Source organism: Symbiobacterium sp. (assembly GCF_040797425.1).
Taxonomy (GTDB): Bacteria; Bacillota; Sulfobacillia; order Symbiobacteriales; family Symbiobacteriaceae; genus Symbiobacterium.
The window spans coordinates 1-14,370 of record NZ_JBFNEH010000043.1; the positions used below are offsets into that span (position 1 = coordinate 1).

Sequence of the window (14,370 nt, forward strand, 5' to 3'; positions counted from 1 at the left end):
ACATGCGGCCCTGTCACGGCCGAGATCGCGGGTTCGAATCCCGTCGCCTCCGCCATCAATTTCATCAAGCATGTGGGGCTATAGCTCAGCTGGGAGAGCGCTTGAATCGCACTCAAGAGGTCGGGGGTTCGAATCCCCTTAGCTCCACCAAGGTCCGGCCGCCTGAACCACGGCCGGACGGTTTGCGCCGGTAGCTCAGTGGATAGAGTACCTGACTACGAATCAGGTGGTCGTAGGTTCGAATCCTGCCCGGCGCGCCAACACCTGGAGAGGTGTCCGAGTGGTTTAAGGTGCAGCATTGGAAATGCTGTGTACGGGAAACCGTACCGTGGGTTCGAATCCCACCCTCTCCGCCACGGCCGGGCCGGGAACACCCCGGCCCGACCTTTCCGTATCGGGCTGTGGCGCAGCTTGGTAGCGCGCTTCCTTGGGGTGGAAGAGGTCGCAGGTTCAAATCCTGTCAGCCCGACCATCTGCGCGGTGGGCGGTGAGTTGTGGAGCCCGGGGGCGAGGTGTCGCCGTGCCGGAGCGCAGGCGGCTGTGTCACCCATTTGCGGCTCACGGTTCGCAAGCGGGCCCGTCACCGGGCTGTGCACAACCCACCAAAGTCTCACTGTGTGCGATACATGGCTCACAACTCATCCGGGGTGTGGCTCAGCTTGGTAGAGCGCACGGTTCGGGACCGTGAGGTCGCAGGTTCAAATCCTGTCACCCCGACCAAGCCAAAGAGGGATGTGCCTGGCACATCCCTCTTTTGCATTGCGTCCGCCCGGCTCGCGAAGCCCGTACACGGCCCTGGCGCACTGAGGGGAGGCGTTCGGGTAGGGGTTCGATTTCCGGTCTGCGAGAACTGGTAGGGGCTTGGCGTCCGGAGGCTTCTCGCCCGTGCGGGCAGAGGGCGAGTGTGGGCGTAGGGGGAGACCGCACGGGCGGTCTGGGTGTGCCGAACCTGCCGGGCCTTGCGCCTGACCTCTCCTCCGGCGCGCTCACACCTGCTTGACCTGTATCCCGTTGACACTGCCGTTGGTGACGGAAGGAGGTACAGCAGCGTGAAGCTCAGCACTCGCAACCAGCTGAAGGGCACGGTCAAGGCGGTCGAGATTGACGGCGTGATGGCCAAGGTCACCCTGGATGTGACCGGGCAGACTATGACGGCCGTGATCACGGCCGACTCGGCCCGCGACCTGGAGCTCAAGCCCGGCGACAGCGTCGCGGCGCTCATCAAGGCCACCTCGGTGTCGATCATGAAGTAAGTCCAGGGTAGCGGCCCGTGCTCCGCAGTCTCAGAAGATCCGGGGCCGCCGTCGCAGCGTGCGACCGGGGCCGGCGGAGCGGAGGGTTCGGACCACCACCCACATCAGGCCAAGAGGGGATGTGCCGCGCACATCCCCTCTGCACTTGTGTCGTGCCCATGTGTGAGTGGCAGACGTGACCGGACGGCGGTCCTGGAGCGCGCCGTGAGCGTCAGGCCCGTGCGCGCGGCTCCACGTCCCCCGCTCGTCAGGAGTCCGTACTCCCAGCCTGCCTGGCGTCTCCCGGTAGGCGATCCCGGGCGGGGTCAGCGGAGCCGCAGCCGGGAACGCGCCGGGCGCATCACCGCTGTGCCGTGAGCAGCAGGTGGTTCCGGGACGGGTCGGCAACCATCAGGCCGTCTGCACGCTCCTCCGCCGGCACCCCGGCCGCCCGGACCTGCGCAGCCACGCGGGCCAGCTCGTCCCGATGGGGCAGCACGACGGTGTAGTGGCGCAGCCCCAGTGATCCCGGCGGGGGTGGGGGTGCACCGGGCCCTACCCAGGTGTTGAAGCCGATGTGATGGTGGTAGCCTCCGGCGGAGACGAAGCCCATCGTGTCGTCCTCGATCTGCACGCCGAAGCCCAGCACGTCCCGGTAGAAGCGCATGGCCTCGCCGACGTCCGCCACGTGCAGGTGGATGTGGCCCACGCGGGTGGCCGGGTGGATCGGGCCGTCGAAGCGGTCTCCGGGCTGCAGATGGGCGAAGAGCTCGTCCAGGTCCAGGGGGTCCCGGCCCGAGCGCAGCACGCCGTTCTTGTCCCGGGCGACGAAATGGCCGTTCTCCTGCCCGAACCAGCCGTCTTCGGGAGTGTCGACGTAGAGTTCGATGCCGTTCCCCTCGGGATCGGAGAGGTAGGTGGTCTCGGTCATCAGGTGGTCGGTGGGCGCTTGCGGGACCTTCAGCTGCGCGAGGCGCACGATCGCTCGGGCCAGCTCCCGGCGCTCGGGGAGCAACAGGGCGAAGTGGTAGAGGCCCGTGGTGCGCGGCGCCCGCCGGGCGCCGGGCGACTCGTACAGGACCAGCAGGTCCTCGCCGCCGGCCCCCAGCCCGGCTTTGCCCTCCGACCGCCAGTGGACCTGCAGTCCCAGCGCGCGCTGATAGAAGTCGATTTGCCGGTCCAGGGAACGAACCGTCAGGTGCACCGGACCCAACCGTGTCTCGGGGTGAATCTCGGGAGCCATGCTTTGCCGCCTCCTCCAGGCCGGGGTTGCGGCTCCCGCAGGCCAGCAGTCTGCGGGGCCAGACGTGCGCGACCCCGGCGCCAGCGTCATTCCAGGGGCTCGGGCCGCACGAGAGCGCGGCCTGCGGCGCCCATCACGGAGAGGGAGACATCCGGGCCGGTTGGCCCTCTCCCCGTTCCTCTCCAAAGAGAGCAAACTTTATCAGCATTAATAACCAAGAACTATACTAATAGGCTGCAAGATGCGCTGAACGAGCGCCGCCATGGTCGGAACGTCTTCAACGGTGTGACGTGCCGGTGACTCGGGACGATACGGCTGCTTGCTCCCCTGGCCGTGGGCCCGGGCGAGGTGTTCGGTCTCCTGAACCCGTCGCTCCCCGTCACCCGGGCGCAACTGCTGCTCTCCCGGTGGCCCGTGCCGCTGGGTGCGCTGCTTGCCCTACACCTCTGCCGCTTCGCCGGGATCCTGACAGGCCTGGCGATGCTCGGCGGGGGCGCCCTCTTGCTCCTCTTGGTAGCGGTCCCCGGGATAACGGGTGTGCAGGTGTTCGATATAGGCTCGAGGCGATCTTCATCTGCTACGCCTCATAAGGCCCCCCGCCCGTGGGTCGGCTTGACAGGACTGGCCCGGCGGCATATCATGAATTTAACCTTTGTGAATTGGAGGAGAGGAGACCGCCATGCTGTTGCTGCTGGTCAGCCCGGTCGCTGCCGAACGCCCGTGAGGCACCAAGGGGGCAGTGTGCCCTTTTGACGGCAGGACGGGACCATGACTGGCACACAGGGCGGTAAGCCTCGTCACCGCACATCCTTGGCCGCGGGAGGAAGGCTTGCCCGCGGCCTTTGCATGCTTGTGGGGCTGCGTGGGGCGCGGCGTCCGCCGCGGTACCGCCGGGCCCGGCAGTTCGCCGCCCATTCCCCCGCCTGCCGTCCCCCTGGACCCGACGATGCCAGAACAGTGGGGACGACGGAAGGAGCGATCGATTTCATGGCCATTCTCACCGTGCAGGGCCTCGCCAAGTACTGGGGCGTGGACCTGCTGTTCAAAGACGTGTCATTCCTCCTCAACGAGGGCGAGAAGATGGCCCTCGTGGGCCGCAACGGCAGCGGCAAGACGACCCTGCTCAAGATCCTTATGGGCCGCACGGAGTACGACGAGGGGCAGATCATCATCCCCGCCGGCACCCGCATCGGCTACCTGAGTCAGGACCCCGACCTCACGCCCGGCCGCACGGTGTTTGCGGAGGCCAAGTCGGTGCTTGGCCACCTGGAGAAGTGGGAGCGCGACTTGCGCAATCTGGAGGCCCGCATGGGCCAGGCCGAGTCGGAAGAAGAGCTGCAGGCCATCATGGACGAGTACACCCGGGTGACGGCCCTCTACGAGGCCGCAGGCGCCTACGACGCCCCCGCCCGGGTGCGGGCGGTGCTCTTCGGCCTCGGCTTCGGGGAGGACGACTTGGAGAAGCCCGTGGAGGTTCTCTCCGGCGGGCAGAAGGTCCGCCTGGGGCTGGCCAAGCTGCTGCTCCAGGAGCCCGACCTCCTGCTGCTGGACGAGCCCACCAACCACCTGGACCTGCAGGCGGTGGAGTGGCTGGAAGGGCACTTCAAGCAGATCAAGTCTGCGGCCATCCTGGTCTCGCACGACCGCTACTTCCTCGACCGGGTGATCAGCCGCACCCTGGAGCTGGAGAACAACACCTGCGACATCTACTATGGCAACTACTCCTACTACCTCGAGGAGAAGAAGCGCCGCCAGGAGGCGCTGCTCAGCGCTTACGAGCGGCAGCAGCGGGAGGTTGAGCGGCTGCGCACCTTCTACGAGAAGTGGCGCGCCAACGCCAACCGCAGGGGGCAGGCCATGGCCCGCAAGCGGCAGCTCGAGAAGATGGAGCTGATGGAGCGGCCGCAGGTGCGCCAGCGCACGATGAAGCTCAGCTTCGACATCGACTACGAGTCTGGCGACGACGTGCTCCAGGTGGAGGGGCTGACCAAGTCCTTCGGCGACCGCACCATCTTCCGGAACGTGAACCTCACCCTCCACAAGGGCGACCGGGTAGCGCTGGTAGGCCCCAACGGCTCCGGCAAGACCACGTTCCTGAAGATCATCCACGGGCTCCTGCAGCCCAGCGCCGGCAGCTACCGCTGGGGCGTGGGGGTGCAGCGGGGTTACTTCAGCCAGGACCTGGACGCCCTGGACTACAGCCGCACCTGCATCGAGGAGATCATGGAACTGCCTGGCTTCACCAAGTTCGACGCCCACTCCCTGCTGGGCCAGTTCCTCTTCTCGGGCGACGACGCCTACAAGCGCATCGCCGACTGTTCCGGCGGCGAGCGAAACCGGCTGATCCTCGCCAAACTCATGGTGAGCGGCGCCAACGTGCTGCTGCTCGACGAGCCCACGAACCACCTGGACCTGGAGTCCAAGCAGGTGCTGGAGGAGGCCTTGCAGGCCTACCCGGGCACGGTGGTCTTCGTCTCCCACGACCGGTTCTTCGTCGACCGGGTGGCCACCCACATCTGGGAGTTCGGCCTTCCCGAGGGCGTGGGCGTCTACGAGGGCAACTACACCGCCTACCGGGAGGAGAAGGAGCGGCTGGCGCTCCTGGCCGCGCAGGCGGCGGGGGCGGAGGGCGGCGAACGGCGTCAGAAGCAGAAGACCTTGCAGGACGGGTCCCGGGGCGAAGCCGGATCCGGCCGCCAGGGCGGTCGCTCCCGCAAGGAGGAGCGCAAGGCCGCCGAGGCGGCACGGCGGCTCGAGGCCGCCATCCAGCGCCTGGAGGAACGGAAGGCCGAGCTGGAGGTGCGCATGGCCGATCCCGATATCTACAAGACCACCACGGGCCGCGAGACGGTGGCCGAGTACAACGCCGTCCAGGCCGAGCTGGAACGGCTCTACGTGGAGTGGGAGGAGCTGGCCGAGACGGCCGGCAACTAAGGAGGCCAGAGCCGGCGGCATTCACAACGGCTGTGACCGGCTGGCATAGCTGGGACGCACTGCACCTTTGGTGCTCCGCCGCACCGGGGGTCCGGGCTCCAGGGCGCCAGCAGGGATAAAGGCGGTCGACGGCAGCGACAGTCAGGGAGACGATGACCAGGGTGGGCATGCTAGAGAGGTGGCGGCCCTTCAGGGCCGGGCGAAAGGGGCGAATCGAGCATGCTCACCCTGGCGCAGATTTTCACCACCGACTGGATGAAAGAGATCTTCCAGCACTTCCCCGTCCTGGTGGTGCGAACGGTCCTGACCTTCGTCATCGTCATGCTCGTCGTCCGCTGGACCGGCAAGCGCTCCATCTCCAACCTGGCACCCTTCGACCTGGCCATGGTGATCATGATCGGCGAGGTGGCGGCCATCCCCATCGGGGAGCTGGACGTGGACTTCCTGCACGGGATCATCCCCGTGGCGCTTATCGGCGGGCTGCATGTGCTCCTTACGACGATCAACCTCTACTGGAAGGGATTCGAGCGGTGGACCGAGGGCTTTCCCACCCTGCTGGTGAAGGATGGGCGGGTGCTGCGGCGAAACCTTCTGAAGGAACGCGTCTCCATGGCCGACCTCATGACCGCCTTGCGCCACAAGGAAGTGGAGGATATCTCGGAGGTGAAGGAGGCCTGGATTGAGCAGGCCGGCGGCATCAGCGTGATCCTGAAACGGGACTTCGACGCCGCAACGCCCCGGGACGTGGAGCAGGTGGTGGAGCGGGTCCTCGCCCGGCGCCTGCCGACGCTGGTGGAGGAGTCTGTCGACCGTGCGCTGCGGCGGGCGGCCGAGGAGTCGGGAGGGCCTGCGCAGAGGCGCTTTTCTGAAAGGGCGGGGAGCTCCGCCCGTCGGCGTGGGACCGAGAAATCCGAGGGCCCGCACTGAGGGGGCGGCGCATCGGGGCTGCCCGATCCCTCCGGCGGCTTCAAGTGGGGGCCGCGCACCGGGACTTCCCGGTCCGGCCTCAAGAGTGGCCGCACCTCGGGGCTGACTGGATCCCCAACTGACCTCACCTGGGCGTCAGTGCATCAGGGCCGCCCGGTCCCCCGACTGGACCTCACGTGGGGGCGGCGCATGGGGAAGGCGCGTGGGCAGGAGGTGCACCATGAAGGTCTTCCTGTTCTTCATCGATGGCCTGGGCCTCGGTGGCGACGACCCGGCGGTCAACCCGCTGATCGCGGCGAAGATGCCGGTGCTGCGATCCCTCCTGGGCGGCCAGCCGCTCTGGCGCGGCGCCGTACCTTACACCGGCCCGAACGTGGCCGCCGTGGCCACCGACCCCTGTCTCGACGTGCCGGGTCTGCCCCAAAGCGCGACGGGGCAGACCACCATCTTTACCGGGCAGAACGCCGCCCGGGCCATCGGCCGCCACCTGCACGCCTATCCGACGCCCAGCCTGAAGGCGATCCTGGAGGAGCACTCGATCTTCCGAAGGGTGGTGGAACGGGGCCTCACGGCCACGTTCCTGAACGCCTTCCGCCCCGAGTTCTTCGAATGGGTCAACAATGGCAGGCCTCAGCCCCAGGACCGGCGCTACCGGCCGTCGGCCTCGACCCTGGCCGCACTGGCCGGGGGTCTGTCGGTCTTCCGGAACTTCGACCAGCTCCGGCGTGGCGAGGCCGTCGGCTTCGACATCGACCACCACGTGCTGCGGGAGATGGGCTATGACCTGGACCCGGTGGAGCCTGTCGAGGCCGGTCGCCGGGCCGCCCGGGTGGCCGCCCGGTACCACTTCACCCTCTACGAGCACTTCCTTACGGACAAGGCCGGCCACGCCTGCGACATGGAGGAGGCCTGCCAGGTCCTGGAGCGTATGGACGCCTTCCTCGCGGGGGTGCTGGAGGAGCTGCCGCCGGAGCACCTGCTGATCATCACGTCGGACCACGGCAACCTGGAGGACCTGTCGGTGAAGACGCACACCCTGAACCCGGTGGCGACCATCGTGCGCGGCCCCGGGGCCGGGGCGGTCGCCGGGCGCATCCGGTCGCTGGTGGACATCGCCCCGGCGATCCTGGATGTGGTGGAGTAGCGGTGACCGGAACGGATGCCCCGGTGTCAGGGAGGGCCACATCCAGCAGGAGGCCGGCGGCGGCCACGCGTCCCTCCGGATGAGTTCGTCCCGTGAGCATCACCGGGGGATCGAAATGGGGTAGGCCAACCGGCAGCGGCGCTGCCCCCGCAGTCGAGGGTGGACCAGCCTGCGGCAGGCGGGTGCGGGCCCGCGTGCCGGCCTCCGTTCCGGTCGAAATGCGCCCCGCACCGACCCACCCGGGCGGAGGCCCACCGGTTCCGGAACAATCCATCCTCCTGGACGTCTACATGAGTGCTGCCATCCTTCTCCACGCCCCTTCGACGAGAGGAGCTGCGGAACTACATCGCCATGGATGAACGCACGCTGCGAACGCTGGAGTTCGCCAAGATAAAGGAGATGCTGGCCGAGCGCACGGCGACCTCCCTGGGCAAGGAGATCGTCGAGTCCCTCGCGCCCGCGACCGACTTCCTGGAGGTCCGGCACCGCCAGGCCGAGACCACCGAGGCGCGCCGGCTCTACGAGGGCGGTCACTCCATCCCCCTGGGCGGCCTGCACGACCTGCGTCCGTACCTGCAGCGGGCGGTGCGCGGCGGCATGCTGGAGCCCGCCGACCTGTTGGACGTGGCCGACACCGCGGCCAGCAGCCGCCGGTTGAAGCGGTTCCTGGAAGAGCAGGAGGACCTGCCGATCCTCACCGCCCTGTCGCGGATGCTCGGCACCTTCAACCGCCTGGAGGCCGAGATCCGGCAGTGCATCGACGAGCACGGCGAGGTGCGCGACGACGCCAGCCCTGCCCTGTACGACATCCGGCGGTCCATGCGCACCCTGCAGAACCGCATGAAGGAGCGGCTGGATGCCTTCGTGCGGGGTCCGGCCGCCAAGTACCTGCAAGATCCCATCGTCACCATCCGGGACAACCGGTTCGTCGTCCCGGTGAAGATCGAGTACCGGGCGCAGGTGCCCGGCATCGTCCACGACCAGTCCAGTTCGGGCTCGACTCTCTTCATCGAGCCGCTGGCCATCGTGGAGATGAACAACGACCTGAAGGAGCTGACCCTGAAGGAGCGGGAAGAGGTGAACCGCATCCTCACCCGCCTGTCGAGCCTGGTGGCCCAGGAGGCCGACGCCCTGATGGACACCCTCCAGGCGGTGGCGCAGATCGACTTCGCCTCGGCCAAGGGCCGGCTCTCGCTGGACCTGGACTGCACCGAGCCCGAGCTGGTGCGCGAGCCCCTGCTGGAGATCCGCAAGGGGCGGCACCCGCTGCTGAAGGGTAAGGTGGTGCCCATCGATGTCCACATCGGCATCACCTTCGACACCCTGGTGATCACCGGCCCCAACACGGGCGGCAAGACCGTGGCGCTGAAGACCATGGGGCTCTTCGTCCTCATGGCGCAGTCGGGCCTGCACCTGCCCGCGGCCCACGGCACCCGGGTGGGCATCTTCCAGCAGGTCTTCGTGGACATCGGCGACGAGCAGTCCATCGAGCAGTCGCTCTCCACCTTCTCGGGCCACATGACCAACATCATCCGCATCCTGAACGCCCTGGACGGCCCGGCGCTGGTCCTGCTGGACGAGCTGGGCGCCGGCACCGACCCGACGGAAGGCGCGGCGCTGGCGATGTCGATCCTGGAGCATCTGCACGCCCGCGGGGCGAAGACGGTGGCGACCACCCATTATTCCGAGCTGAAGACCTATGCCTACACCCGCAGCCGCGTGGAGAACGCCTCGGTGGAGTTCGACGTGCAGACGCTGCAGCCCACCTTCCGCCTGCTGATCGGCGTGCCGGGCTCCTCCAACGCGTTCGAGATCTCCCGGCGCCTGGGGCTCTCCCCCCATATCGTCGACCGCGCCCGCCAGTTCCTCACGAAGGAGCAGGAGCGGGTGGAGGATCTGATTCAGGGCATCCATGCCACCCGGGCCGAGCTGGAGAAGGAGCGGGCCGAAGCGAACCGCCTGCGGGCGGAGGCCCAGCGCATGCGGGACGAGTACGAGCGGCGCTACGGCGACGCCAAGAAGAAGGCCGCCGAAACGCTGGAGAAGGCCCGGGTCCAGGCGCAGCAGATCCTGACCACCGCCCGGCGCGAGGCGGAGGCGGTGATCAGCGAGCTGAAGCAGGCGTTGCGGGAGCAGCGGGAGGCCGAACGGATGCAGGCGATCCAGACGGCCCGCAGCCGCCTGGCCAGGGCGCGGGCTGCCGTGGAGCCCAGCGAGGCGGAACTGCGGGCGCAGCGGCGGGGGGAGGTTCCCCGGGGGTTGCAGCCGGGCGAGGCCGTGCGCATCATCTCGCTCGACACCCGCGGCTACGTGCTCACTCCGCCTGACGAGCAGGGCAACGTGCTGGTGCAGGCGGGGATCATCAAGATGACCGTCTCGCTGACCGACCTGGAGCGGGTGGAGGAGGAGCAGCCCGCCGGGAAGGCGAAGGGCGCGCCGGGCGTGCGCACCCGCGACCGCAGCCTGGCCGCCGCCAAGGCGCAGGAGGTACCCACCGAGGTGGATCTGCGGGGGCTGATGGTCGACGAGGCCCTGGAGAAGGTCGACAAGTTCCTCGACGACGCCGTGCTCGCCGGCCTGCCCCAGGTGCGCATCATCCACGGGAAGGGCACGGGCGCCCTGCGCAAGGCGATCACGGAGGCGCTCCGCACCGACCGCCGGGTGGTCTCGTACCGGCTTGGCGGCGTCGGCGAGGGCGGCGACGGGGTGACGGTGGCGAAGCTGCAGGAGTGAGGGCGTGCGGCGGACCTGTAGGGGCGGGCGAGTTGCCAGCACGACGGTGACGGCGCTGTCCCACGGAGCGACGTGGCTGGATGATGGCGACGGAGTCACCGGAGTGAGGAAGTTGACTGGGTGCTTCCGTCAGAGCCGCATGACTGGTGAAGTGAGAACTGCGCGGGCGGCAACGCCGCAGCACGGGCCTTGCTGGTTCGGAGGTCGCAGGCTTTCTGCGTTTTCCGAGCGCCAGCGAGGCCCCTTCGCATTGTGGGCCCTCGGCCGGCGCTCCGCCCCACCATCACTGTGCTGGCCCACGTTCACAAGCTTTGACACGAGGGAACCCGCACCGCATCGGGCACGCGGGCTGCGCCGGCGTGCCTACTGCGGTGTGGTCTTTGCTGTTGCAAATCGTGTGAAGCTCACGCACGGGCATCCGATGCGTGGGGTGAACATGCCGCCTCATACGCTGACCCCGACCTTCGGCCTGCCACCCTCACAAGATTTGGTACGGGGAAAACCGCAGGGCGGCAGGCGCTCGGGTCTTGCCTGCCGGCCTGATGCCACGCCGCTTCTGCTGTTTCACGTCTTGTGAGGCTCACTCCACGACCCAGTGCACAACCGAGGCACCTGCATGTGCGGTGCCGCTCCCCGGAAGAGTTCCACATGCAGCGATCGGCCGGGGTGTCGTCGCACCCCGGCCGATCTCGGTTGGGTTCAGGCTCAGCCCCGTACTCCTTCCCCGGCCTTGCTGGTTCGGTACGGGGCGAGGCGGTCAGCATCCCGCGGAGATCGTCGTAATAAGGCATCAGTCGTTGCGCCTCATCGAGGTCCTTCCAGCTCACTTGCCGAACGTCGCTGAGAAGGTCGGCTCCCAGCGTACCGCCCACGATTTCGCCGCGGAACGTGACGAAGAGATCGTGCGTCTGGCCCAGGCGTTCGCTGACATGCACAACGGGTCCGATGCACGCTTCCAGCCCCGTCTCCTCCAGGGCTTCCCGCCGAGCGGTTTCCGCGAGGCTCTCACCCGGCTCTCGCCCCCCGCCGGGGAGGCTCCAGGAACCGTGGTCGTTGAGCACCATCAGAACTCGCTCGGTGTTGCGATCGAAGATGAGCACGTACGCCACGTCGACCCGCCGTCTGCCAGGTTGGTTCACGCCGAAGGCCTCCCCCAACGTAGCAGCGCTAACTCCGGCGGAGAAGCAGCGGCGTGGGTTCCGGAGTGATGGGGGGTTGCGGCGACCGATGCGCGCTGTGGACTACCTACTCGCACTCGAGCGGTTCGACGTCGTTACGTCCTGCCACGACTCGCTCCGGGCCGCCTCCGCCATCGCCAGGGCGTTCGCACCGGCCTCCAGCGGCGCCAGCGGTTCGCCGGCGCCCGCTGCCGCTCTGCGCAGTTGCATGAAGCCCCGGCGGACCATCTCGCGGTACAGAGGTTCGCCGCCCTCCAGATGGATGTCAACCCGGACCCGGTTGTCGCCGAGGGGGAGGACCAGCAGCGTCGGGCCAGCGGGTGCCTGGCCGGCCAGCGTGCGATTCCCTGATGAGTTGACTGGCCCGGCCTGTTCGGCCGCCGCACGCCCGGCCGGGTCGTGCCCCCGCGGTGCAACCCCCGCACCCGTCCGCACGGCCGGGTCACAGCCGAATGCAGTCAACTCCGCCCGCGCTATCTCCTCCAGCGCCCGAACAGCCACGGGCGTGAGGCGAAGTTCGCCCGTGAGCCGCCGGGGGATCCAGTCGTCGATGCGGAGCCAGCCCGCCGTGAAGCCCAGTTCTCGCACCTGGTGTTCGTCGGCAGACCGCACGAACCCGTGGTAGAAGCTGGCCACGAGGTGCCAGGGGCGTCCGGCGGCCGTTCCTTCGTACTCGACCACCGCCATCGCCCGGGCGGGCAGCCCCGTTCGGCGAGGGTGGGGCCACCCTGCCCCCCATGCTCGCAGCGGCCGGGCGCCCAGCACCCAGGCGGCCTCATCAAAGAAGTGGACGCCGTGCTCGATCAGTACGCCACCGCTCCGTCCGGGGTCCCAGAACCAGTGGTCGGTGGGAAGTTCCCCGCCGGCCCAGTTCTCGACGTGCCAGCGCTCGGGGAGGCCCAACAGCCCGGCCTGGTACCAGCGGCGCACGCAGTTGATGATCGGATTGGCCCGCATTACGAAGTTCATCCCGGCGGCCACGCCCCGTTCCCGCGCCAGGGCGGCGAGTGCCTGCAGCCGTTCGGCGGAGAGCGCCCCCGGCTTTTCCTGGAACAGGGCCTTTCCCGCCTCAACCGCGGCTTGCGCCACCTGCGGCTGCAGGTCGGGCGGTGTGGCCACCAGGACGACATCGACGTCGGCGCGACGGGCCAGCTCCAGCAGATCCGATGTGGCGTCAGGGGCGCCGGGTGCCAGGCCGGCCTCCTCCCGGGCCCGCCGCCACGCCGCCAGCGCCGCGGCCCGGCTGACGTCGCTGCGGGCTGAGACCCCGGCCAGTTCCACGTCCGGCAGCGGCGCCAGGGCGGTCAGCACGAACCGTCCAAACGCCCCGGCGCCGGCCAGCCCCAGGCGCCAGGGGTGCCCCCCGGCCCCCGCAACGACAGGCGTCTTCGCACTGGAGGCGGCACCCCACGGGTGGTCCGTCACCGCCATTCCACCGGCCCCAGTTCCGGGAACCGACGCAGGGCGGCGGTCATCTCCGCCTTCGCCCGCTCGAGGTCGGCATCGGTGCGCCCCTCGCAGCGGAGCACCAGAACCGGCTGCGTGTTGGACGCCCGCACCAGCCCCCACCCGCCGGGGAAGAGCACGCGGGCGCCGTCCACCGTCAGGACCTCGTAGCGGCCCCGGAAATGCTCTCGCACCCCTTCGACCACCGTGGCCTTCAACTCCTCGGGGCACGCCACCCGCACCTCCGGGGTGGAGGGGTAGCGGGGCACGTCGGCCCACAGGGCGGAGAGCGGGCGGTCGCTGCGGCTCACGATCCGGCACAGGCGGGCGCCGGCGTAGAGCGCGTCGTCGAAGCCGTAGTACTCATCCCGGAAAAAGAGGTGGCCGGACATTTCGCCTGCGAAGGGGCTGCCCAGCTCCCGCAGGCTTTTCTTGATGTACGAGTGGCCGGTGCGGTGGAAGAGCGGCTTCCCGCCCAGGCGCTCGATCTCCTCCACCAGGGCCTGCGAGCACTTGACCTCCACCAGCGCAGTGGCGCCGGGGTAGCGGGGGAGGATCTCCCGCCAGAAGAGGATCATGAGCTGGTCGCCCCACAGGATCTGCCCCTGGTCGTCCACGACGCCGAGGCGGTCGCCGTCGCCGTCGAACGCGAGGCCCAAGTCCGCGCCGGTCTCCCGGACGGTGCGGATGAGGTCCACCAGGTTCTCGGGCCGCACCGGGTCCGGGTGGTGGTTCGGAAACGTGGGATCAGACTCGCAGTAGAGCGGGATCACCTCGCAGCCCAGGGCCCGGAACAGCTCCGGGACGATGGGGCCGGCGGTTCCGTTGCCGGCGTCGACCACCACCTTGAGGGGACGGTCGAGCGCCACCCGGCCGGTGATCATCTCGCAGTACGCGGGGATGGGGTTGGCGTGGCGTACCCGGCCGGCCCGGGCGGCGGGCTGCACGCCCGTGCCCGACCTGGCAGCGGCAGCAGAAGCAGGTGCTGCCGGGACCGGTTCCGCAGCGGCAGCCACCGTCGTGGCTGTTTCAGCCGGGACTCCCGCTGCGGCTGTCCCCGTCGGGGTCGCGCCCCGAAGAACCCCGGATGCCGCCGCCGCAGCCCCGGCGGCGACAGACACGGCCCGCCGGCGGAGGTCCTGGATTGCCTCGCCGTACAGCGTGCCCGGGCCCAGGCAGAGCTTGAACCCGTTCTCGTCGGCCGGGTTGTGGCTGGCGGTGATCATCACGGCTGGTTCGATGCCGTAGAACTCGCGGGCCCAGTAGAGCACGGGCGTTACCACCTGGCCGATGTCGAGCACGTCGAGCCCTTCGGCCGTGATCCCCTCGATCAGGGCCCGGGCCAGGGCCGGCGAGGAGGTGCGGTTGTCCCGGCCGACCAGGACCTCCCGGAAGCCCTGCTCGCGGGCCATCCCGGCGAACGCCCTGCCCACGAGGCGCGCAGTCTCATCAGTCAGGGTCTGCCCGTATACACCGCGGATGTCGTACTCACGAAAGATCACGTCCGGCAGTGCGGTGGTAATCTCTGTCATG

9 protein-coding genes and 5 tRNA genes are annotated in these 14,370 nt (G+C 68.8%); 10 read left to right on the forward strand and 4 right to left on the reverse strand.

Features of this window, described 5'->3' with window-relative positions; all coding sequences use genetic code 11:
• The first annotated feature begins 74 nt into the window (after positions 1-74).
• From AB2385_RS12970 to AB2385_RS12995, 6 genes are all read left to right on the forward strand, one after another.
• A tRNA-Ala gene (locus AB2385_RS12970) sits at positions 75-150 on the forward strand.
• Between the two features lie 34 nt (positions 151-184).
• Positions 185-260, forward strand: a tRNA-Arg gene (locus AB2385_RS12975).
• Positions 261-266: 6 nt separating this feature from the next.
• Positions 267-356: transfer RNA gene (locus tag AB2385_RS12980), tRNA-Ser, on the forward strand.
• Positions 357-395: 39 nt separating this feature from the next.
• Positions 396-472: transfer RNA gene (locus AB2385_RS12985), tRNA-Pro, on the forward strand.
• Between the two features lie 171 nt (positions 473-643).
• Positions 644-720: transfer RNA gene (locus AB2385_RS12990), tRNA-Pro, on the forward strand.
• A gap of 329 nt (positions 721-1,049) precedes the next feature.
• Complete coding sequence (locus AB2385_RS12995) at positions 1,050-1,253, forward strand: molybdopterin-binding protein (protein WP_367655438.1); 204 nt, start codon at positions 1,050-1,052, stop codon at positions 1,251-1,253.
• A 340-nt stretch (positions 1,254-1,593) separates the two neighbouring features.
• On the opposite strand, the gene AB2385_RS13000 is transcribed toward AB2385_RS12995, so the two are convergent.
• On the reverse strand, positions 1,594-2,475 hold the full coding sequence (locus AB2385_RS13000) for a VOC family protein (protein WP_367655439.1): 882 nt from the start codon (positions 2,473-2,475) through the stop codon (positions 1,594-1,596).
• Between the two features lie 987 nt (positions 2,476-3,462).
• Here AB2385_RS13000 and AB2385_RS13005 point away from each other — a divergent pair.
• The 4 genes from AB2385_RS13005 (at position 3,463) to AB2385_RS13020 (ending at position 10,213) form a co-directional block, all read left to right on the forward strand.
• Entirely contained in the window at positions 3,463-5,409 is a 1,947-nt protein-coding gene (locus AB2385_RS13005) for an ABC-F family ATP-binding cassette domain-containing protein (protein ID WP_367655440.1), read from the forward strand.
• A gap of 219 nt (positions 5,410-5,628) precedes the next feature.
• Complete coding sequence (locus AB2385_RS13010; RefSeq protein WP_367655441.1) at positions 5,629-6,336, forward strand: DUF421 domain-containing protein; 708 nt, start codon at positions 5,629-5,631, stop codon at positions 6,334-6,336.
• A 220-nt stretch (positions 6,337-6,556) separates the two neighbouring features.
• The gene (locus AB2385_RS13015; protein ID WP_367655442.1) at positions 6,557-7,480 is read left to right on the forward strand and encodes a peptidase; all 924 of its coding nucleotides are present in this window, start codon (positions 6,557-6,559) and stop codon (positions 7,478-7,480) included.
• A 294-nt stretch (positions 7,481-7,774) separates the two neighbouring features.
• A complete protein-coding gene (locus tag AB2385_RS13020) occupies positions 7,775-10,213 on the forward strand; it encodes an endonuclease MutS2 (RefSeq protein WP_367655443.1) in 2,439 nt (812 codons plus the stop codon).
• 404 nt (positions 10,214-10,617) lie between these two features.
• Here AB2385_RS13020 and AB2385_RS13025 read toward each other — a convergent pair whose 3' ends face one another.
• The 3 genes from AB2385_RS13025 to AB2385_RS13035 form a co-directional block, all read right to left on the reverse strand.
• Positions 10,618-11,277: an NUDIX hydrolase gene (locus AB2385_RS13025; RefSeq protein WP_367655463.1), complete on the reverse strand. Its 660-nt coding sequence runs from the start codon at positions 11,275-11,277 to the stop codon at positions 10,618-10,620.
• A 177-nt stretch (positions 11,278-11,454) separates the two neighbouring features.
• Positions 11,455-12,822, reverse strand: a complete 1,368-nt coding sequence (locus AB2385_RS13030; protein WP_367655444.1) for a Gfo/Idh/MocA family protein — start codon at positions 12,820-12,822, stop codon at positions 11,455-11,457.
• Positions 12,813-14,369: a phosphomannomutase/phosphoglucomutase gene (locus tag AB2385_RS13035; protein WP_367655445.1), complete on the reverse strand. Its 1,557-nt coding sequence runs from the start codon at positions 14,367-14,369 to the stop codon at positions 12,813-12,815. Before AB2385_RS13035 ends, AB2385_RS13030 begins: the two co-directional genes overlap by 10 nt.
• Position 14,370 lies beyond the last annotated feature (1 nt).